The organism is Priestia sp. YIM B13491 (assembly GCF_042787605.1).
GTDB lineage: Bacteria > Bacillota > Bacilli > Bacillales > Bacillaceae_H > Priestia > Priestia megaterium_E.
In genome coordinates this window covers 19,943-41,015 of sequence record NZ_JBHZOR010000008.1, presented here as the reverse complement: position 1 = coordinate 41,015, position 21,073 = coordinate 19,943, and the positions used below count along the sequence as shown (strand labels likewise).

At 38.3% G+C, this 21,073-nt stretch carries 19 protein-coding genes and 1 riboswitch; of the genes, 13 read left to right on the top strand and 6 right to left on the bottom strand.

All coding sequences use genetic code 11. From position 1 onward, the window contains the following. Nucleotides 1-87: 87 nt before the first annotated feature. Together ACFX4E_RS22905 and ACFX4E_RS22900 are read left to right on the top strand one after the other, a co-directional pair. The gene (locus ACFX4E_RS22905) at nt 88-405 is read left to right on the top strand and encodes an ArsR/SmtB family transcription factor (RefSeq protein WP_013081523.1); all 318 of its coding nucleotides are present in this window, start codon (nt 88-90) and stop codon (nt 403-405) included. A 15-nt stretch (nt 406-420) separates the two neighbouring features. Further along, entirely contained in the window at nt 421-1,344 is a 924-nt protein-coding gene (locus tag ACFX4E_RS22900) for a cation diffusion facilitator family transporter (protein ID WP_098659215.1), read from the top strand. 15 nt (nt 1,345-1,359) lie between these two features. On the opposite strand, the gene ACFX4E_RS22895 is transcribed toward ACFX4E_RS22900, so the two are convergent. After that, a complete protein-coding gene (locus ACFX4E_RS22895; protein WP_013081525.1) occupies nt 1,360-2,544 on the bottom strand; it encodes an MFS transporter in 1,185 nt (394 codons plus the stop codon). Between the two features lie 380 nt (nt 2,545-2,924). Here ACFX4E_RS22895 and ACFX4E_RS22890 point away from each other — a divergent pair, with 380 nt between their 5' ends. Then, nucleotides 2,925-3,413, top strand: a complete 489-nt coding sequence (locus ACFX4E_RS22890) for a phenolic acid decarboxylase (protein WP_252124036.1) — start codon at nt 2,925-2,927, stop codon at nt 3,411-3,413. A gap of 189 nt (nt 3,414-3,602) precedes the next feature. After that, a complete protein-coding gene (locus tag ACFX4E_RS22885; RefSeq protein WP_377238680.1) occupies nt 3,603-3,986 on the top strand; it encodes an OsmC family protein in 384 nt (127 codons plus the stop codon). Between the two features lie 145 nt (nt 3,987-4,131). Here the strand turns inward: ACFX4E_RS22885 and ACFX4E_RS22880 are convergent, their stop codons facing one another. Then, the gene (locus ACFX4E_RS22880) at nt 4,132-4,548 is read right to left on the bottom strand and encodes a pyridoxamine 5'-phosphate oxidase family protein (protein WP_060746126.1); all 417 of its coding nucleotides are present in this window, start codon (nt 4,546-4,548) and stop codon (nt 4,132-4,134) included. Between the two features lie 201 nt (nt 4,549-4,749). Here ACFX4E_RS22880 and cax point away from each other — a divergent pair, with 201 nt between their 5' ends. After that, nucleotides 4,750-5,805 carry a calcium/proton exchanger gene (gene cax, locus ACFX4E_RS22875; protein WP_016762856.1) on the top strand — a complete coding sequence of 352 codons (1,056 nt, stop codon included), beginning with the start codon at nt 4,750-4,752 and terminating at the stop codon, nt 5,803-5,805. Nucleotides 5,806-5,983: 178 nt separating this feature from the next. Continuing rightward, nucleotides 5,984-6,784, top strand: coding sequence for a YfkD famly protein (locus tag ACFX4E_RS22870; protein ID WP_025752771.1), 801 nt, complete (start codon nt 5,984-5,986; stop codon nt 6,782-6,784). A 35-nt stretch (nt 6,785-6,819) separates the two neighbouring features. Here ACFX4E_RS22870 and yfkAB read toward each other — a convergent pair whose 3' ends face one another. Next, complete coding sequence (yfkAB, locus tag ACFX4E_RS22865; protein WP_028410133.1) at nt 6,820-7,938, bottom strand: radical SAM/CxCxxxxC motif protein YfkAB; 1,119 nt, start codon at nt 7,936-7,938, stop codon at nt 6,820-6,822. A 200-nt stretch (nt 7,939-8,138) separates the two neighbouring features. Here yfkAB and ACFX4E_RS22860 point away from each other — a divergent pair, with 200 nt between their 5' ends. From ACFX4E_RS22860 to ACFX4E_RS22830, 7 genes are all read left to right on the top strand, one after another. After that, nucleotides 8,139-8,324, top strand: coding sequence for an SE1561 family protein (locus tag ACFX4E_RS22860; protein WP_013081532.1), 186 nt, complete (start codon nt 8,139-8,141; stop codon nt 8,322-8,324). Between the two features lie 163 nt (nt 8,325-8,487). Continuing rightward, nucleotides 8,488-10,029, top strand: coding sequence for a fumarate hydratase (locus ACFX4E_RS22855; protein ID WP_081732061.1), 1,542 nt, complete (start codon nt 8,488-8,490; stop codon nt 10,027-10,029). A 94-nt stretch (nt 10,030-10,123) separates the two neighbouring features. Continuing rightward, on the top strand, nt 10,124-10,933 hold the full coding sequence (pdaA, locus tag ACFX4E_RS22850; RefSeq protein ID WP_028410132.1) for a delta-lactam-biosynthetic de-N-acetylase: 810 nt from the start codon (nt 10,124-10,126) through the stop codon (nt 10,931-10,933). Nucleotides 10,934-11,095: 162 nt separating this feature from the next. Further along, entirely contained in the window at nt 11,096-12,481 is a 1,386-nt protein-coding gene (rlmD, locus tag ACFX4E_RS22845; RefSeq protein WP_377238675.1) for a 23S rRNA (uracil(1939)-C(5))-methyltransferase RlmD, read from the top strand. Between the two features lie 341 nt (nt 12,482-12,822). Then, the gene (locus ACFX4E_RS22840; protein WP_377238673.1) at nt 12,823-14,172 is read left to right on the top strand and encodes an FAD-binding oxidoreductase; all 1,350 of its coding nucleotides are present in this window, start codon (nt 12,823-12,825) and stop codon (nt 14,170-14,172) included. Nucleotides 14,173-14,371: 199 nt separating this feature from the next. Continuing rightward, a riboswitch (glycine riboswitch) is annotated at nt 14,372-14,452 on the top strand. Nucleotides 14,453-14,611: 159 nt separating this feature from the next. Next, nucleotides 14,612-15,952: an amino acid permease gene (locus tag ACFX4E_RS22835; protein WP_377238671.1), complete on the top strand. Its 1,341-nt coding sequence runs from the start codon at nt 14,612-14,614 to the stop codon at nt 15,950-15,952. 343 nt (nt 15,953-16,295) lie between these two features. Then, a complete protein-coding gene (locus ACFX4E_RS22830) occupies nt 16,296-18,437 on the top strand; it encodes a PAS domain-containing sensor histidine kinase (RefSeq protein WP_028410126.1) in 2,142 nt (713 codons plus the stop codon). A 424-nt stretch (nt 18,438-18,861) separates the two neighbouring features. On the opposite strand, the gene ACFX4E_RS22825 is transcribed toward ACFX4E_RS22830, so the two are convergent. The 3 genes from ACFX4E_RS22825 to ACFX4E_RS22815 form a co-directional block, all read right to left on the bottom strand. After that, entirely contained in the window at nt 18,862-18,978 is a 117-nt protein-coding gene (locus ACFX4E_RS22825; protein WP_013055148.1) for a YfhE family protein, read from the bottom strand. Between the two features lie 102 nt (nt 18,979-19,080). Further along, complete coding sequence (locus tag ACFX4E_RS22820) at nt 19,081-19,641, bottom strand: GNAT family N-acetyltransferase (protein ID WP_013055149.1); 561 nt, start codon at nt 19,639-19,641, stop codon at nt 19,081-19,083. Between the two features lie 255 nt (nt 19,642-19,896). Further along, nucleotides 19,897-21,024, bottom strand: a complete 1,128-nt coding sequence (locus ACFX4E_RS22815) for an amidohydrolase (protein ID WP_028410125.1) — start codon at nt 21,022-21,024, stop codon at nt 19,897-19,899. Between the last annotated feature and the right edge of the window lie 49 nt (nt 21,025-21,073).

The window sequence follows — 21,073 nt, the reverse complement described above, 5'->3', positions numbered from 1 at the left end:
AATAATTGACTATATAGAAAAAGGTGTTTTATAATTTATATATGAACATATGCTCATATACTTGCATATAATGAACGGAGAGATGTTATGAAAAAAGATGAACATTCGTTTTTATCGCCTCAAACAGTAGAAGAAGCGTCAAGAATACTAAAAGCTATTTCAGATCCTACGAGAATGAAAATTCTTTATTTGCTATTTCAAGAAGAGTGTTCAGTCGGTCATATGGTTGAAGTGCTTGGTGTTTCACAATCAGCTATTTCACATCAGTTAACACATTTGCGTCATTTACGTTTAGTAAAATATCGCCGTGAAGGGAATACGTATTTCTATACGTATGATGATGAACACGTGGTTGGAATACTGCATCAAGTAATTCAGCACGTAGAATGCGCACATAACGAGTAGAAGGAGGGGCTTTGCATGAGTCATGATCATCACCACCATCATGGTCACCATCACCATTTTGATACACAGCGTGAAGGCAACAAAAAAGGTTTGTTAATTGCACTCATTATCACCGCGGGTATTATGGTTCTTGAGTTTGTTGGAGGGCTTTTTACAAATAGTTTAGCGTTATTATCCGATAGCGGACACATGCTTTCTGATACAAGCTCACTTGCTCTTAGCCTTGTAGCGATATGGTTTGCTAACCGAGCTGCATCGGCTAAAAAAACGTACGGTTATTATCGTTTTGAAATATTAGCGGCTCTTTTTAACGGAGTGGCACTGTTTGTAATAGCAGGATTTATCATCTATGAAGCCTATCAGCGCGTATTAGAGCCGCAGTCTGTAGCAAGCGGCAGCATGATGCTGATTGCTACTGTTGGTTTACTCGCTAATTTAATCAGCGCCTGGTCACTTATGAGACAAGGCGATGTAAAAGGAAACGTAAATTTACGCAGCGCTTACTTACACGTATTGGGAGATGCTTTAGGGTCTATTGGAGCTATTGTAGCGGGACTTCTTATGATGCTGTTTGGATGGTATATTGCTGATCCTATTATTTCTGTAGTTGTGTCTGTATTAATTTTAAAAAGCGCTTGGGGCGTGCTTGCTCATAGCGTTCATATTTTGATGGAAGGCTCTCCTGAAGGGGTAGATCACAGTGAAATAAAAAACCTTCTTGAAAACATTGAAGGAGTCAAAGATGTGCATGATTTACACATTTGGACCATTACTTCAGGACTGGACTCATTGAGCTGTCATATGCGCGTAGAAGATGAAAAAGATTGTCAGCAAATTTTGCAAAAAGCCATCGATTTAGTACATGATCACTGCGGCATTGAGCATACCACGATACAAATTGAAAAATCAGCTCTTCAGCATCGAACGCTAAAAGTTTAAAAAACAAGCGAGAACCTATAGGTTCTCGCTTGTTTTTTGTTGCATAGGCATCTTTTGTCCGAATACAAAAAGAATAATAAAAATAAAGCCAAGCATCCCGCTAATAATATTAAAAAAGCTGATATGGTGAAAGAACTGAATAAACGTGCCGCCTATGTAAGGGCCGGCAAGGCTTCCGATACTAAAAGCAATGCCGCATAGTAAATTACCTGTAGGCAGTAGACGAGCAGGAATCAAATCCGTCATATAGCTGATTCCTAAACTAAACGTCGAGCCTACAACCATGCCAGCTATAAATAAACAAGCTACTAATGGAATAGCAGTCTCTTCCAAGAGGCTTGCTGTAAAAAACGTAACGGCTCCAATTGATAAAATCCATCCTAATACCAATTTCCGTCCAAATTTATCGCTCAGTATTCCGAGAGGAAGCTGAAATACAATAGCTCCAACTGCAAAGGAAGTCAAGAGGAGTGAAATAAACTCTACTTGCAAACCAATTCGTAAGCCATATACAGGAAAGCTTCCGTTCAGTGATGATTCTAAAAATCCATATCCAAAAGGCGGCAAAAAAGCAATCCAAGCATACTTAGCCGCCTTAGAAAATCGTTTAGCTGTTTCTTTTAATGAATTAACCTCCACTTCCTGTAGGGGAAATTCATTTTTTATCAAAAATAAAAACACCCACGTTATGAGGCAGAGAGCTGAAGAAATCATAAAAGGAAGCGCTTGATTAATTTCAATTAACGGCGTCATTAAAGGACCAACAGCAAAACCAATACCGAAAAAAAGCCCGTACAATGAAATGTTTCGACCTCGTTTATCAGCAGGTGAAGACGATGTAATCCACGTTTGAGTACCAAAGTGCAGCGCGTGGTCTCCTATTCCAATAAATAAACGGAGCACAAACCAAAAAACAACAGATTTCCACAAGGGAAACAAAGCTAAAGACACAATAACTAAAAGTCCGCCTGCTGCGATAATTGGTTTATATCCGTATCTGCGAAGCGGCCCTTCCATGAAAGGAGAAATAAATAAAATGCCTAGGTACAATCCCGTTGCGTTTAATCCGTTTATAGTAGAAGAAAGACCGTCTTTCTCAAAAATAATAGCAATTAAAGGCAGCAGCATACCTTGGCTGAATCCAGAAATGGCGACAAGGCTAACTAAAATCCAGAAACGTTGTTTATGAGTAGCACTCATAGCATTCAACCTCTTTTTATCTATATTTTGTCAATCCAACTGTTTAATCGTACAAGGAAAACGCTTTATTGACAAGGATGTAGACGTGCTGTGCTGTTAATTTGACATCTTTTTATAAGGGAAGTAGAATAAAACATGTAACTATTTACATGTTTTAATTTACAATTAAAAGGCAGTCGCTAGAATACACACAGTGCTTAAGAAAATAGCGACATTCACAATCAATGTCGGTACAGCGATTGTCATTGGTCATACAGGAAGTGCGAAATACAAACGCTTACAAAACTGCGTTTTTCTAGGCACTGCTGTGAGACGCTTAGATCGGATCGCGTTGTGTCAGACATATACGAAGTGTTATAAATCAAAGGAGCGATATAAAAATGGGAAAATTTATTGGAAATCATATGATTTACACGTACGAAAACGGATGGGAATATGAAATTTATATCAAAAACGAAAATACAATCGATTATCGTATTCACAGCGGAATGGTGGCAGGACGATGGGTTCGCGACCAAAAAGTAGATATTGTGAAATTAACAGAAGGTGTATATAAAGTATCGTGGACTGAGCCGACTGGAACAGATGTATCTTTGAACTTTATGCCTGATGAAAAACGGATGCACGGCATTATTTTCTTCCCAAAATGGGTACATGAACATCCTGAAATTACCGTGTGCTATCAAAATGATCATCTTAATTTAATGCATGAATCCCGTGAAAAATACGAAACATATCCGAAATACGTTGTACCCGAATTTGCTGACATTACATTTATCAAAAATGTCGGAGCGAACAATGAGGAAGTTATCGCTCAAGCGCCTTACGAAGGAATGACAAATGATATTCGCGCCGGAAAATTAATTTAACACAGAGTCATAAAAAAGGCTGAGACAAAAGTAGTTTAGTTGAAGGAAGACCCGAACGATGAATCGAGATTCTTGATGGAGAATCAAATTCGTTCGGATTTTTTTATGGTGACGGTGTAACAAGTATCCCTATTGAGAGTAGTTGGTTATATAAAAAGCGGTTTATAATGAAGTAAAGGAGTGAAGAAAGTGGAATTTAACATGAAAAAAGAGGCGGGGTTTACAACAAATCTTCCTTATGGAGAGCTACATATCGCCGGAGATGAAGAGTATGGCTTTCGTCCGTATCAGCTAATGGTATCGTCCATTGCTGTTTGCAGCGGAGGCGTGTTAAGAAAGATTCTAGAGAAAAAAAGGATTGCTTTTTCCGATTTACGCATCCAAGCTGATGTGACGCGAAATGATGAAAAAGCGGGGCGAATCGAAAAAATTCATTTGCACTATATCATCACAGGAGAAGACCTTCCATTAGACAAAATTGAAAAATCAATGGAGCTAGCACGGAAAAATTGTTCGATGCTACAGTCGGTTATTGACAGTATTGAAGTGACAGAAACCTTCGAAATTAAATGAGGTTGGGACAAAAATATTTTAGTTGAAGAAGATCCGAACGATGAATCAAACTCGTTCGGATCTTTATGGTGTTGTTACAAGCGGTTTATCTCCTTGCTCCCATTTGTTTGTCTTCAGATGGAATGGACTTAGCTACGTCTCAATCTCATATTTCCTTCGGTTTGCTGCCGGCTTTATCAAAATAGCGCATGCGTTCAGGAGTCAGCTGAAGAAGCAAATAACTTGGGTCATCTGGACTTTTAATCCACTCTTTTAACTTTTCATTCCAAAATTTCTTTTTTAACTCTTCGTTTGTTTCTACATTTACTTTCGCTTCTACCTCTACATACGGATCACTCCAACCTTGCCCATCATAGCCTAACAAAATATGAACGTAAGGGTTTTTTTCTAGTTCTTCGACTTTATGTGTATCTTTATTGGTGGCGGTGTAGAGCACAAGATCTTCATGAAAAAACATCATAAAGCGTGAATAAGGTTTTCCATCTTGAATTGTAGCTAACGTTCCAATTGTATAGTCATCCAGTACGGATAAAATTTGATTTTTCACATCATTATTGCTCATTTTTTTCACTCCTTATTATATCTTTTTACCCTTGGTAGTTTGGCTGATTTTTAACTATCTTAATCAAAAATCAATTAAGGGTTTATCATTTATAAAAATAGGTTAAAAATACTAACATTGACGGTGAGTCTATACAAATTCCATTAATTTGATATGATTGATTTTGTTGTCAAAAAATGAATAAGGTAGGTGTACATATCGATGATCAATCGGATTTTTCTTATAGCGGTTATTCTTGGGGTGCCGCTATCTGTTATTGGGCACATGATGCACTGGTCAGATGTTCTTATGTTTATTATTTACTGTTTAACAATCATTGCCCTCGCAGCTTTTATGGGGAGAGCAACAGAGAGCTTAGCTGTTGTAGCTGGTCCTCGAATAGGCGGACTATTAAACGCTACGTTTGGTAACGCTGTAGAATTAATTATTTCTATTTTTGCTCTAAAAGAAGGTCTTACAGCGGTGGTGCTTGCATCGTTAACCGGTTCTGTATTAGGAAACCTCCTTCTTGTAGGCGGTCTTTCATTCTTCATTGGGGGATTAAAATTTAAGCGTCAAGAATTTAATGTCTATGATGCAAGACATAATTCTGGATTATTGATCTTTGCCGTTATCGTTGCGTTTGTTATTCCTGAAGTGTTTGCTAGCGAAATGGACGAAGCGAAGACCATGTCCCTGAGTGTCGGAATATCCATTATTCTCATCATCTTGTACTTAGCGGCGTTATTTTTTAAGCTGGTAACGCATCGAGGCGTGTATCAGCATAAAAGTGAAGAAGTGGAAGAACATGAAGAGCCAGAATGGTCAATGTGGAAAGCGATTACTGTTCTCTTTTTGTCTACGTTAGCTGTAGCTTACGTATCCGAAAGCTTGGTTAGTACAATCGAAATTGTATCCGAAAGTTTTGGGTGGAGTGAGCTGTTCATCGGGGTCATCATTGTAGCGATTGTTGGAAACGCAGCAGAGCACGCTTCCGCTATTATTATGGCCGTTAAAAACCGCATGGGTGTAGCTGTTGAAATTGCTGTTGGATCCACTTTACAAGTCGCGATGTTTGTAGCACCAATATTAGTGTTAGTTTCGCTGATGTTCGAAAACCAAATGTCTCTTGTCTTTACTTGGCCTGAGTTGATTGCGATGGTAACGGCCGTATTTTTAACTATTGCTATTTCTAATGACGGAGATACAAACTGGTTCGAAGGTGCAACTCTTTTAGGTGCTTATATTATTATGGGAATTGGTTTTTATCTTATTTAAAAAAGAAGAGGCTGGAACAAACATGTTTTAGTTGAAGGAAGAATCCGAACGATTAATGGTTCGGATTCTTTTTGTGTAAGTAAATAGAAGAATTTCCCTTTTAGTATTCAGGATAAAACAGGAGATGTTTGAAAAAACTATGGTTGCATTCATTAACGATGTTGAAAGGAGTTTCTAGATGTTACGTAAATTGCTTTTATTTGTGTTTACCATCATTATTTCATTTTCATGTTCAACGAAGATCGCCATTGCGAAAACAGCTCAGCCTACCATCAACGTGCCTTCTTCAGCTTTAAATATTTCAAAAGAAAATACGTATCCAAATGCTAGTCAAGATACGCCATATTTGCAGCCGAGTGAGTTTACAAAAGAGCTCATTGAAACATCAAATGTGAAAATTGAAAACCCTGATTTAATTCGTATATTAAATGAATCAAACATTTCTAAAACTCCATGGGCAATTGGTTTTAGAGCAACTATCTTTTTAGGACAGTGGCCATTAAATTACGAATCAACAGAAACAAACGTTAACTGGCAGCACCAGCGAATCAATACAAATCATTATGATAACAGAGCAGGAAAAACTCAGTACAAAATGATGTACAGCCAGGAAAATCAAAGCCATATAAAAGGCGGATTAACAGCAAAAGTGCCTCAGCCTGATCATGTGAAACAAATGATGCTAATTGAAGCAGCTAAAAAAACAAAGCTCACTTTATCATTTCAAACGTTTGTAGGTGCCGGAACGAAAAAAGACCAGGTCTATAACGTAGCTCCTAAAAAAGTAGGTTATCTGTATGCGTATACGCCTGCTGTAAGTGAAAAAGGAAAAGTAACATATGGAGAAGTGTATGTAACGGTAAAAGGAAGCAAGCGTTCAATTGTAGTGAGAAATGTAACGTCTCAAGGAATTGGAGCATGGATTCCAGTACAAGATTATGTTTCCTTAAGCTTTGGGGCTTACGATCAGCCGAGATAATAAAAAAGAGATTCCAGTGGTGGAATCTCTTTTTGTTATTTTGTGATATTCGCTTGGAGTTTGCTAAAATCAGTATCTTGATAATAGCTGTTTTTCACCAAAATATTAGGTCCTAAACAAGATACTGCTGAACAATGACAGCTAAGTTCTTTAGAAATTGTGCTTTGCTGCCACATATCAAAAGCGTCTGTAAGCTTTGTATCTTGAATGTTGCCAAGAGGAGGCGTATCACCAAAATCGGTTACGATAATATCTCCGTCGAAAATATTTACATTTAGGCGAGAGCGCCCGTCTGGATCGTTTCGAACGGTTACATTTTTACTGCTATACAAGCGCTGTAAAAGCGATAAGTCTTCCTCATTATTACTGCATGCATAAAACGGTAACGTGCCGAATAGCATCCACACATTTTCATCTCGAATATCAAGAAGGTGATGAATAGCTTGACGCATTTCAGGAAGAGATAATGTTTCTAGAGTGCTAGCAAAGTCACTTGGATACATAGGGTGTACTTCGTGACGCTGACAAAGCATTTCATCAACAATTTGACGATGAATCTTTTCCATGTGAGGAAGCGTACGTTTATTTAACATCGTTTCAGCTGATACGGTTACACCTGCTTTTACAAGCGCGCGGCTGTTTTCAATCATACGGTCGAAATATTTGGCGCGCTGCTCATAAGTAGGCTTTCGCTCCATCATTGCAAAGCCAGCTTCCACAAAATCGTCCATCGTTCCCCAGTTGTGAGAAATATGTAAAACATCTAAATAAGGAATGATTTGTTCGTAACGAGCAAGATCTAATGTTAAATTTGAATTAATCTGTGTACGGACACCTCGTTCATGTGCATACTTTAATAAAGGCACCACATAATTTTTCACAGAAGATAGAGACATCATCGGCTCTCCGCCCGTAATGCTTAACGCTCGAAGAGTTGGAATTTCATCGAGACGTTTTAAAATTAAATCAAGCGGCAGTGCGTTTGGGTCTTTTGGCTGCAGCGTATATCCAACTGCGCAGTGCTCACATCGCATATTACAAAGCGTCGTTGTGGTGAATTCAACGTTTGTAAGCGTCGGTTTGCCATATTGTTTCATATCTAAATACGCTTCCCACGGATCGAACTCCGGGGTAATTCGTTGTAAAGTGGCCATAAAAAAACTCCTTTTATTTTTCCGTAAAGTGAAATGATGAAAACATCTCACGGTCCGTCCTGCTAGACTAAATTATACGTCTCATTCAAAACGGACACCAGTGACTATTATGGATTTTATTGCTTTTAGTTGTCAAATATGAAAGTATTCGTTAGGATATAAAGAAATACGAATGAAAAGCTATATCAGGAGGGTTTAAAATGGGAAACGCCGTTCGAGATAAAGATTCACAAGTACGTTATTTAAAAGATCGTTTAAATATGTTTGTACACGTATTAGACTCCATGGAGCCTGAAAACACAGACCTAGAAGACATTGACCGTTTGATTACGATGATTGATGACCTCGAAGCAAAATGTGAGCAGTTTAAAAAAGATAAAGAATGAACAAAGGAAAAAGCGCTAGAAAAACTAGCGCTTTTTTGCTTGAAGTGGAAATCCTCCTATAAAGGTCTTTCGAAACAATTTTTGAAGGAGTATAATAAATTTTGAAAGTTGTACGACAGATAGATAAATACATACATTAGCGGGATATGGGAGGAATTAAGTGATGATTGAAGCTTTAAAACAAAGCATGTACGATTTAATTGTTGAAACATCTACAAAATTGCCAAAAGACGTTCGACGTGCTATCGCAAAGGCAAAAGCGCGTGAAAATGCAGGAACGCGTGCAGCAATGTCTTTAGCGACCATTACCAATAATATTAAGATGGCGGATGATAATTTATCGCCAATTTGCCAAGATACGGGTATGCCAACATTTAAAATTAAAACCCCTGTAGGAGTGAATCAGCTTCAAATTAAAGAAGCGATTTATTGGGCAATTGAAGAAGCAACAAAGCACGGAAAGCTTCGCCCTAACTCCGTAGATTCGTTAACGGGAGAAAACAGCGGTAATAATTTAGGCGGCGGCACGCCGGTTATTAAGTTTGAACAGTGGGAAAATGACTATATTGATGCGCGTCTTATTTTAAAAGGCGGCGGCTGTGAAAATAAAAACATTCAGTACAGCCTGCCTTGTGAAGTAGAAGGTTTAGGTAGAGCTGGCCGTGATTTAGACGGCATTCGTAAATGTGTGATGCACTCTGTGTATCAAGCACAAGGTCAAGGCTGTAGTGCCGGCGTCATTGGTGTTGGAATCGGTGGCGACCGTACAACAGGCTATGAATTAGCAAAAGAGCAGCTGTTCCGAAACTTAGATGACGAAAATCCAAATGCTCAGCTGAAAGAATTAGAAGAGTATGTAATGGAAAATGCCAATAAGTTAGGAATTGGTACAATGGGCTTTGGCGGAGAAACGACATTACTTGGCTGTAAAGTCGGCGTAATCAATCGTATTCCTGCTAGCTTTTATGTGTCAGTTGCGTATAACTGCTGGGCTTACCGCCGTTTGGGCGTTAAAATCAATGCCGATACAGGAAGCGTTCAAGAGTGGCTGTATCAAGAAGGCGAAGAAGTAGATTTTAATAAAAATGCAGGCGAAGAAGAGAAACAAAATGCGGATGAAACAAAAGAAGTTGTATTACAAGCACCTATTACAGAAGAGCAAATTCGTGAATTAAAAGTTGGCGACGTGGTGCGTATCAACGGTATGATGTACACAGGACGCGACGCTATTCATAAGCATTTAACAGATCACGATGCGCCAATTGATTTAAATGGACAAATCATTTATCACTGTGGTCCGGTTATGTTAAAAGATGAAGATGAAAAATGGCACGTAACCGCTGCAGGACCAACAACAAGTATCCGTGAAGAACCGTACCAAGGAGATATTATGAAGAAATTTGGTATCCGAGCGGTTATCGGTAAAGGCGGTATGGGTCCTAAAACACTTGCTGCTCTTCAAGAGCACGGCGGCGTATATTTAAATGCGATCGGCGGAGCTGCACAGTACTATGCTGACTGTATCAAGAGCGTAGAAGGCGTTGATTTGATGCAGTTCGGTATTCCTGAAGCAATGTGGCATTTAAAAGTAGAAGGCTTTACAGCTGTAGTGACGATGGATTCACACGGAAACAGCTTGCATGCAGATGTAGACAAGTCTTCATTTGAAAAGCTTGAGCAATTTAAAGAACCGGTATTTAAATAAACATATGTCCGGAGCGTATGGTAAAAAGTAACGTTCATGAACGAGAAAATTGAGTGGATACTAAGCGTAAAATGACTTCCGAAAGGAGCTTCTTATGCGCCGGTTCACCTTTTTTCTCGTTTTTTTATTTGTGATGTCAACAGGCATAGCATCTGTTGAAGCACAAATGTATCCAAACACTCCGATCAGCTGGGGATTTCAAAAAAGCAAAAATCACAAGCCTGCATCCGCAGGTACAGCTTATGAACAAATTCTTGCTAAGTATGATGCTTTTTATCTCGGAGATACAACTAAAAAAAATATTTATTTAACATTTGATAACGGTTATGAAAATGGCTATACACCGCAGGTCTTAGACGTCCTCAAAAAAAGAAAGGTTCCTGCGACGTTCTTTGTAACAGGACATTATTTAAAAGAAGAGCCTGAGCTAATTAAGCGAATGGTAAAAGAAGGGCATATTGTCGGCAATCATTCATGGCATCACCCTGACTTAACTCAAGTGGATGACAAACGTTTTAAAGAAGAACTGCAAAAAGTAAAAGATGAATACAAAAACATTACGGGTCGTGATGAAATGAAGTATCTTCGCTCACCTAGAGGTGTATTTAGTGAACGAACGCTAGCTCTTTCAAAGCAAGAGGGCTATACGAATGTATTTTGGTCACTTGCATTCGTTGACTGGAAAGTGAATGAACAAAAAGGCTGGCGCTACTCATACGACAATATGATGGCTCAAATACACCCAGGTGCGATCATGCTTTTGCATACTGTTTCAAAGGATAACGCAGATGCATTAGATCAAGCGATTGTAGATTTAAAAAAGCAGGGCTATACGTTTAAAAGCATTGATGATTTAATGAACGAACGCAAACAAATGAAGAAAAGTTCTTCTAAAACGAAATAAAGATAAAAACCGATGGGAATGTTTCTCCTGTCGGTTTTTTGCTGTTGAAGTGTTATAATATGCGTTGATGTCTTTTTTAAAGCGATACGGTCTACTAGGTTTTAAGCAGCTAAGGACCGTTAATAACTATATAAAGAATTTAAACTAATCGGAGTGGGTCTCATGAATAAACCAAAAACTGAAATGAAAGTTCAAAAAGGACAAACGTTTCCGTTAACGATAAAAAGGCTCGGTATTAATGGAGAAGGCGTAGGATATTTTAAGCGCCAAGTCGTCTTTGTGCCGGGAGCACTACCAAATGAAGAAGTGGTTGTAGAAGCAACAAACGTTCAGCGTAATTTTGCCGAGGGGAAAATCAAGCGAATTCGCAAAAAATCTCCTCATCGCGTAGAAGCACCCTGTCCTATTTACGAGCAGTGCGGAGGCTGTCAGCTTCAGCATTTATCGTATGAAGGTCAGCTAGAATCTAAGCGCGATATCGTTTTGCAGGCGTTCGAACGTCACAGTTCATTAAAAAAAGTAGAAGAGAAAACACGCCAAACGATTGGCATGGAAGATCCTTGGCGCTATCGTAATAAATCCCAGTTTCAAGTGGGTATGGACAAACAAAAAGTCATCGCTGGTTTGTACGGACTGAATTCTCACCGCTTGATTGATATTGAAAACTGTCCCATTCAGCATAAAGCTACAAATCACGTGACAAAAGAAATAAAACGAATTTTACAAGACCTTCAAATTCCTATTTACAATGAGCGCAAACGCCGTGGTATTGTACGTACTATCGTATCTCGAGTAGGATTTGAAACGGGTGAAGTGCAAATTGTCTTGATTACGGCTAAACAAGACATTCCGAAAAAAGAGCTGCTGATTAAAGAAATTCAGCGTCGCCTACCGGAAGTGAAATCGCTCGTACAAAACGTAAACGGCCAAAAAACATCGCTTATTTTTGGAGACGAAACGTTTACTCTTGCTGGAAAGTCAGTGATTCAAGAAACGTTAGGAGACATTTCATTCGAACTTTCAGCTCGTGCATTCTTCCAGCTGAATCCTCTTCAAACCGTGAAGCTATATGACGAAGTAAAAAAAGCAGCTGCGTTAACAGGCAGTGAAAAAATTGTAGATGCTTACTGCGGAGTAGGGACAATTGGCTTATGGCTTGCTAAAGACGCCAAAGAAATTCGCGGAATGGATACGATTGAAGAATCGATTGCAGACGCAAGAAAAAATGCCCAAGATCATGGGTTTGAGCATGCTACGTACGTAACGGGTCCGGCTGAGAAATGGATGCCGCAGTGGGTAAAAGAAGGCTGGAAGCCAGAAGTTATCGTCGTTGACCCGCCGCGAACAGGCTGTGATGACCATCTTCTAAAAACGATTTTACAAGTGAAGCCAAAGAAAGTGGTTTACGTTTCTTGTAATCCATCTACATTAGCGAAAGATGTGCAGCAGCTGTCGAAGGCTTATCATGTTGATTACATTCAGCCTGTTGATATGTTTCCGCATACGGCGCACGTGGAGAATGTGGTGAGTTTGACGTTAAAAAAATGAATAGAAAAAGAGTAAAGGGCAGATTAGATTCTGCTCTTTTTTCTTTGAGCTGTACTCTTATTAAATGGAGAAAGTTGTTAAAATTCAACATCTGTTCTTTTAGTGTAAAAAAATATCTTAGTATAGTGAGATGAAATTCCCATAAAGTTTAGTCATGGAAAGTGTTACGTCGCTAAAGAGAAATTACATAAGAGGGTTAATGCCTTTAAGATAAACTATAGTGACGTCTTTTGTACAAATAATAAACGCAAACTCTATCCCAAAACCCAAACCTTTAACCACATCGATAATACTATATTAATAAAACTACTAAAAAGTATGTACAAAGGGTAAGAGGTTAAATGGACTCAATGTTTTTAAAAGGACTTACGGGCGAAGTGGTAACGCCAAAAGACCCCATTTATGAGGAAGCTCGTCAGGAATGGAATCGCGCTATTGATAAATTTCCGCTTGTGATTGTGTACTGTGAAAAAAACCAGGATGTTGTGAATGCGATCCACTGGGCGCGTAAGCATCGTGTTGAGATTCGCATTCGATCTGGCGGTCATCATTATGAAGGATATTCTACGGGTGACTGTGTATTAGTCATTGATATTAGTCGATTAAATGGGGTGAAATTAGATAGGAAACGGAACATTTTAAAGATGGAAGCAGGAGCGAAAAATACGGAAGTGTATGATTTTATCGGTTCGAATGGATATGTGTTTCCAGGAGGAACGTGTCCGACTGTTGGGGTGTCTGGCTTTACGCTCGGAGGAGGCTGGGGGCTTTCGAGCAGACTTTACGGATTAGGCTGTGACAGCTTGATAGAGCTAGAGTTGGTCAATTATGAAGGAAAGATTATTAAAGCAAACAAATCGTGTAACGCGGATCTTTTTTGGGCATGCCGAGGTGCTGGTGGCGGTAATTTTGGCGTTGTGGCAAGCATGACGTTTCAGCTTCCAAAACCGACGAACAGCTCTGTGACGCTTGTTCGCTTCTTTTATGTAGGTACTACAAGAGAAAAACAGGTACAAGTGATGAATATATGGCAAAGCTGGCTGCCTGAATTGGACAAACGTATGACGCTAGTTGCCAGTTTTTATAATGCAGAAGGAGAAGGATTGGGCATATTTGCGAACGGCTTCTTTTACGGATCTCCAGAAAGAGCTCGAAAGATCTTGCAGCCTTTTGCAGAGGTGGAGGGGTTCCGAGTCGAGCTAGAGTCATTATCTTTTCTTGAAGCGGTACAAAAGATAGAAGCAACCTATCCTCCGTCTGAAAAATTTAAGTCAACGGGAAGATTTGTGCAAAGAAGTTATTCAGTTGGCGAGCTTGAAAATCTTGCAGATCTCATACAGCGTCCAGCAGAAGGGTCCATTTACGCCGCGATTTCTTTTTATGCACTAGGAGGAGAAATTCGCAGTGTTGGTAACAGAGAAACGGCCTTCTTTTACAGAAACGCTAGATATATTCTGGGCTTTCAATCTGTATGGACAGACGATGCGTTTGCACGAGCAAACAGAGAGTGGCTGTATAAGCGATTTCAATATATTAAACGTATTACGAAAGGCTCCTATGTGAATTTCCCTATCAGCAACCTTAGAAACTACGAGTATGAGTATTCTGGAGACAACGCAGAGCGGTTAGAAAGAGTAAATAAAAAGTACGATCCATTTAACGTATTTAGGTTTCCGCAGGGACTCAGGTAGCATGTAGAAAAGGATACTAAGTTGACGATTGAACCTGTTTCATTACCTTCTTTCGAAGAAGGTAAATAAATGAAAGTCATCTTTCTTGTTGACAAAGCATCCAACTGGTATTAGAATAAACAACTATTCGACAGTCATTATCTTGATCGAAAAATTTAATACGTAGAAAGCTATGATTGCTATGGATCAAACTATAGCAGGAGCAGCTTCTGGAGAGATCGCGATAGTTTCGCGACGCCGAAGGGTTCACAATCTCAGGCAAAAGGACAGAAGAGTACCGGATATTTATTTGGCATGTTACTAATTGGTAGCATGTACCATAATATTTGTTATTCTTATGACCATGAGATTGGAGCGCATCCAATCTCTTTTTTTATTGGACTTTATTTTGTAGTCCGCACGATCGCATCAAAGGTTTTATTGTTAGGAGGAGTTAGAGTTGGAACAACGAGAATTAAAGAGGGATTTATCCAATCGTCATGTTCAGCTAATCGCGATTGGAGGAACCATTGGGACGGGATTATTTTTAGGTTCTGGTAAAGCCATACAGCTTGCGGGTCCCTCTATCATCTTTGCTTATTTAATTGTGGGTATTGCGCTTTTCTTTGTGATGAGAGCGCTAGGAGAACTACTGCTGTCTAAAGCAGGTTATCAATCGTTAACAGATATTGCTGAAGAGTATCTTGGACCATGGGCTTCATTTGTCACAGGGTGGACGTACTGGTTTTGCTGGATCATGACAGCTATGGCTGATGTGATTGCCGTTGGCGTATATGTGAAATATTGGTTCAATATTCCTCAGTGGATTCCTGCACTTATTTGTGTAATCATTTTATTAGGACTTAACTTATTAACCGTAAAATTATTTGGAGAATTAGAGTTTTGGTTTGCTTTAATAAAGGTTATTACGATTCTTGCGTTAATTGTTATTGGCGTTATTTTACTGGTAATCGGATTTAAAACAGATGCAGGATCCGTTACGGTTCAAAATCTTTGGAATCACGGAGGACTGTTTCCAAATGGGGTTTCAGGTTTCTTACTTTCATTCCAAATGGTTATTTTCGCATACGTCGGGGTTGAATTGGTAGGGGTATCGGCAGCGGAAACATCAAATCCCCAAAAAAATATTCCATCGGCCATTAATAAAATTCCGCTGCGAATCTTATTTTTCTATGTTGGAGCGCTTATCGTTCTTTTATTTATTAACCCGTGGATGGAATTGAATGCAGCAGAAAGCCCATTTGTTAAAACCTTTAGTTTAGTCGGAATTCCGCTTGCTGCTGGAATTATTAATTTTGTTGTATTAACTTCAGCCGCTTCTGCTTGTAATAGCGGAATGTTTTCAACGAGCCGTATCTTATATAACTTAAGTAAAAATGACCAAGGGCCATCTACGTTTGCAAAACTGAACAAAAACCACGTACCAAGCAACGGATTGTTTGTATCTACGCTGGTTATCTCGGCGGGAGCTTTATTAAGCAAACTGATACCAGATCAAGCTTTTGGCATCGTAACAACCATCAGCGCTATTTGTTTTATTTGGGTGTGGAGTATCATTTTGATTTGCCATCTAAGATATAAAAAAACGCGTCCGCAGCTGCATGCAGCATCAACATTCAAAGCACCGTTAACACCATTTATAAACTATGTTGTGCTAGCGTTGTTTGCAGTGATTCTTATTATTATGCTGTTTTCTGACGCGACGCGCCCAGCCTTATTGTTGACGCCCGTTTGGTTTATTCTCTTATTTATTTTTTACTGGACTAGAAAGGGAAAATAAATAAATCTTTAAAGGCTAGAAAATCAGCAGGAAACAATCATAATTTTTTATAAAAGAATATAGTAAACTTCTGACCTCATCACTCCGTGATGAGGTCTTTTTAGTGGAGGATAAATAATTGATTTCTACTGCATGAATAAAATGCAGGAAGCAAAGTTTATAGAAGAAAACTAAAAGTTGTTCTAACAGAAAACACAGTGAGAAAGCTCATAGTTTTCTGTTAGGAATGTAGAACAAATTGCTTTTCTTCTATGTCTAAAGATGGAATTCCGTCATTTATATGGAAAAGTCTTCATTTTGGAGTACAATGAAGGTAGACTTCATTAGATTAAGGTGAACAAACATGAAATGGTTTAAATCTCATACGTTTTGGAAAATCTTCACGATTAACGTGCTTCTTATTTGTACCATATTAACGCTAATGTTTATTGTTTCAAGAGTGATGCTGCCTAATATTTCTCAAGATCAATATCGACAGGTAACTGATAAAACCGTCAAGAGAATGAAAGAGCAAATTAACGTCGTCATTAAAGATATTTGGAGCCTAGGCGACGAGGTACAGCAAGATCCTATTTTTTTATCGGATGATGAACAAGAAATAGACAAAGAATTGCAGAAAATAGTTAATATTTCACCGTATATCGATAGCGGAACCATTTTTAATGTAAAAGGGTATGTTGAGCATTATTACCCGAATGATTTAAAAAATATGAAACATGTGAACTTAAGTAAAAGAAAATATTTTCAAGAAGCGCTGCGAACCAAAAAAATATATTTAAGCGATGTCGTTTCAGCAGATACAAAGCACTACATTGTGGTGATGGCGATTCCTATTTTGGATGGGCAGCAAAATGTAAAAAAGGTTGTAAATTTAGCGCTGCGAATTGAAGAAAATAAAAGTTTTCAATCCATCTTTCAAACGTTTGATATAGGAGAGAACGGCTATACATTTATTGTAGACCGCAATGGTAGAATTATTTCCCACCCAGAGAAACAGAGAATCGGTGAAAATGCCAAGAAAAATGAAATCGTTCAGAAAACGATGAATCATAAATCAGGATATCAGCGCGTGGTGAACACCGAAGGTAAGTATTTCTTTGCGTCTTTCGAATATATTCCTGTTTTGGATTGGGGAATTGTCGCTGAATTACCCGTTGAAGAAATTTACAGGCCTTATGAAATGTTTGAAAAAACTCTTTGGATCGTTTCAGGCGTTACGATTTTACTGCTTTCTTTTTTTACTGCGTTATATGCAAGGCAAATTGTGAATCCTATTCATAAACTATATGAATTGGCGGGACAAGTAGCGCGCGGGAATTTTAATCAAAAAATTCCGGAACGAGAAATTGAGCGGGGCGAAATCGGTATTTTATCTAAACAGTTTAATGAAATGATTAGCTATATACGCCATTCTAAAGCAAATTTACAGCAAAAAGAAAATCAGCTGCAGGAACAAAAAACGTTTTTAAGACAAGTTATTGACATTAATCCAAGCTATATTTATGCTATCAATCAAAAAAGGGAATTCATTCTCGTTAATGAATCTTTTGCGATGCTCTTAGGTGAAAAATCTGATGACTTAATTGGACAATCAATTGATAAATATCAGTTCAACCTTCAATCAGATCTTTTATATAAAGGGGCGTTTTCAAACTGTACCCAAAAAGGGATGGTATTAGAAGAACAGTTTAAAGATTCGAAAGGAAACCGGCGCTGGGTCGAAACAGCAAAACTTCCTATTATGAATGAAAAACAGGAAGTGATTCAAATGCTGTGCGTATCGACAGATATTACGGAGCGTAAAAAGGCAGAAGAGAAGCTTAGAACTTCTGAGAAGCTTGCCGTGGTAGGAGAACTTGCAGCTGGAGTGGCTCATGAAATCAAAAATCCTTTAACTTCTTTAAAAGGCTTTGTTCACTTATTAAAAGAACAACATCCTAAAGATGCTTTGTATATAGATATTATGGAAACTGAATTAGAGCGAATGAATGGAATAGTAGAAGAATTTTTGATGTTAGGAAAACCTCAGGTAATGAAGGTTGAATCTTTGAATATGCAAGCGCTTGTTCAAGAAGTGTGCTCACTTCTTGAACCTGAAGCAGTAGAAAGGGAAGTAGCTTTCATATTTGAAAGAGACGACCAGTTACCAAGGGTGTATGGAGATAAAAATCAGTTAAAACAAGTATTTATTAATATTATTAAAAATTCTATCGAAGCAATGCCTGAAGGAGGAGCTATTCATATTACGACTAAGGTAAAAGAAAACCACCTTTGGCTGCAGCTTGCTGATGAAGGACAGGGTATTCCTCCTGAACGGTTAGCGAAGATAGGTGAGCCTTTTTATAGTACAAAAGAAAAAGGTACAGGTTTAGGACTGATGGTCAGCTATCGGATTATTAAAGCTCACCACGCACAGATGACGTTTTCTAGTCAGTTAGATAAAGGAACAAGTGTGGATATATTGTTTCCAATCATAAAAAAGTAGGGGAAGTTCCCCTACTTTTTATTATTATACTTATAATATATCAAAAGCCTTGATGGTACTAAAATCAATGAAAGTACTAAAGAAGATATCCACAGGTTAACAAGAAGTTAACTGCTGAATTATATAGGATATTCACAACTTTATCCACACTATTCACATTTTTTCAGAAAATTTACATAAAAATTACCCACTGTTATTTCAAGTTATGAAAGCGGTAATATGCATATTCAACAAAGTTATACACATTATCCACATAATTGTGGGTAAACTTTGTGGATATAGTAGAGTATTAAAAAAACGTAAATCATACGCTTGAAATCTTCGTGTTATTATTTTTACATAATATAAAAACGTCCTTCCGATACAAACTGTACAGAAAGGACGTTGGGATGATCAAGCGTTGGATAGAGATGTTTTGCCTCACTTATTTTTTCGTGTAGCCGCCTGCACGGTCTGCTTTTTTAAACTCGCGGCCGTAATAGATTTCTTGAGCGCTACTTAACGTATTTTTTGCGTTTTCTTTTCGTTTTTTTTCAGACATAAAAAACCCTCCAATTAACGTTTTTCGATCATGCTACTTATTTTTTCCAGAATCTCTCGTTTTTAATCATAAAAAAAAGCTCTCCGTTACACGGAGAGACTCTTACGCTTCTTTAAGCTGGTGATCTTCTTGAACGTCTTGTTCGTGACGCAAGTAGTATAATGTATACAAGTCTTTTGGAATTTCGTATAAATCATATACGTCTTCATGTTGATTAATTTCATCGTATAAAGCTTTGTGTGTTTCATTCGCAAGTACTGCGTAAGGCAGTTTTTCTGCAGCCTTAATAGACCTGATATTGATTTTACGAATTCGCATAAAAATTCGCTCTATATTTAACTCAAAGAACAGTTCATTAAAGAACGCTTCTTTTGCAATTTGATTATATCCTTTTCCATGAAACGGTTTGCCAAGCCAAGTGCCTAAAAAACCAGCTTGGTCCTGTACATCAAATAAATTAATGGTGCCGATAGGGTTACCCCATTCGTCTAAAATCGTGCGAGAAATGATTTCTCCATGATCTTCTGCTTCCATCGTTTGTTTAGTCACAAATAAAAATTCTTCATAGGAATGGGCTTTATGACGAACAAAAGGGAAGACATCAGGATGTACCATGAGTTCGTATAGAGATTGACAGTCATTTAGGTCACGTTTTTTTAACATAACTTTTCCCTCCTGATCGAGGGTATATACAGACTCCAATCAAGTCCCCACCCTCGAAATTTTTTAATAATTAAAAAAATTTCGGGGTGGGAATCGAACCCACTAGAACCAGTTACCTGGTGGCGCACCATTTGCCTTCCCATTACAAGTCAACAAACATAAAAAGTCAACGTGTGATGTTTATGCTTTTGTGAAATTCACATGCTTCTAAACGTATCATACTAAAAAAAATAAAAAAAGAAAATAGGTAAAATGTTAATTTTTTTTAAATAATATTTTACCATTTATCATCGTAAAAATAGGCTTTGCTAAGTAGTGAAAAGGATGATGGCTCCATAGCACCAAATCAGCGTCTTTTCCTGCTTCGATACTGCCAATTCGCTGATCAATACGGAGATTCCTAGCAGCAGCAATCGTGATGCCTTCTAATGCTTTTTGTTCTTCGAGCCCTTCACGTACGGCAATGGATGCACAAATATTTAAGTACTGAATGGGCGTATAAGGATGGTCTGTTGTAATGGAAACTTCTACTCCTTCATTGCAGAGAGCTTGATAGGTTTTCCACGTTTTATTCTTCAGTTCAACCTTTGAGCGGCGTGTTAAAGTTGGTCCCACGCTTACTTTTAAGTTTCTTCCCCCTAGCTCTTTAGCGATTAAATGACCTTCTGTGCAGTGTTCAATACGAACGTCTAAATTAAATTCATCTGCTAAGCGCAGAGCTGATAGAATATCATCGGCTCGGTGAGCATGAATTCGAACGGGAATCTCTCTATTCAGTGCTTGAATGAGTGGTTTGATTCGCAAATCATCTTTATTGTCACTGCTTTTTGCATGATAAAAGGCTTCTCTCAGCATCCCCATAATACCCATTCGTGTAATGGATTCTTTATTGCCATGGCTGTGGATTCGTTTTGGATTTTCTCCTAGCGCAATCTTAAGTCCAGCTGTCTCTTGAATCAACATTTGAGAAATACTTGTTCCGGCTGTTTTAATAACAGACGTTGTGCCTCCAATCACATTTGCACTTCCAGGCATAATGTGTACAGACGTAATACCCGCTTCAATGGCATCTTTAAACCCAGGATCTAAAGGATGTACGCTGTCAAAAGCTCGGATATGGGGAGTCATAGGCTCGATTGTTTCGTTAGCATCATTTCCGGCCCAGCCGGTTCCTTCATCATATAGTCCTAGATGTGTATGAACATCAATAAATCCAGGGAATAAATAGCGCTGTTTGCAGTCAATAACTTCTACTTGAAGAGGAGGCTGCAAGTTTGGCCCAATTAAAACAATTTTTCCATCTTGAATGAGCACATCACTATTATAAATAGGTTTTGACGTAATAGGATAGAGCGTTGCATTTTTCAAGAGAATGGTTTTCATAAAGGATGCTCCTATCTATCGGCAGCTTAGTCACCTGTTTTAGGTAAAT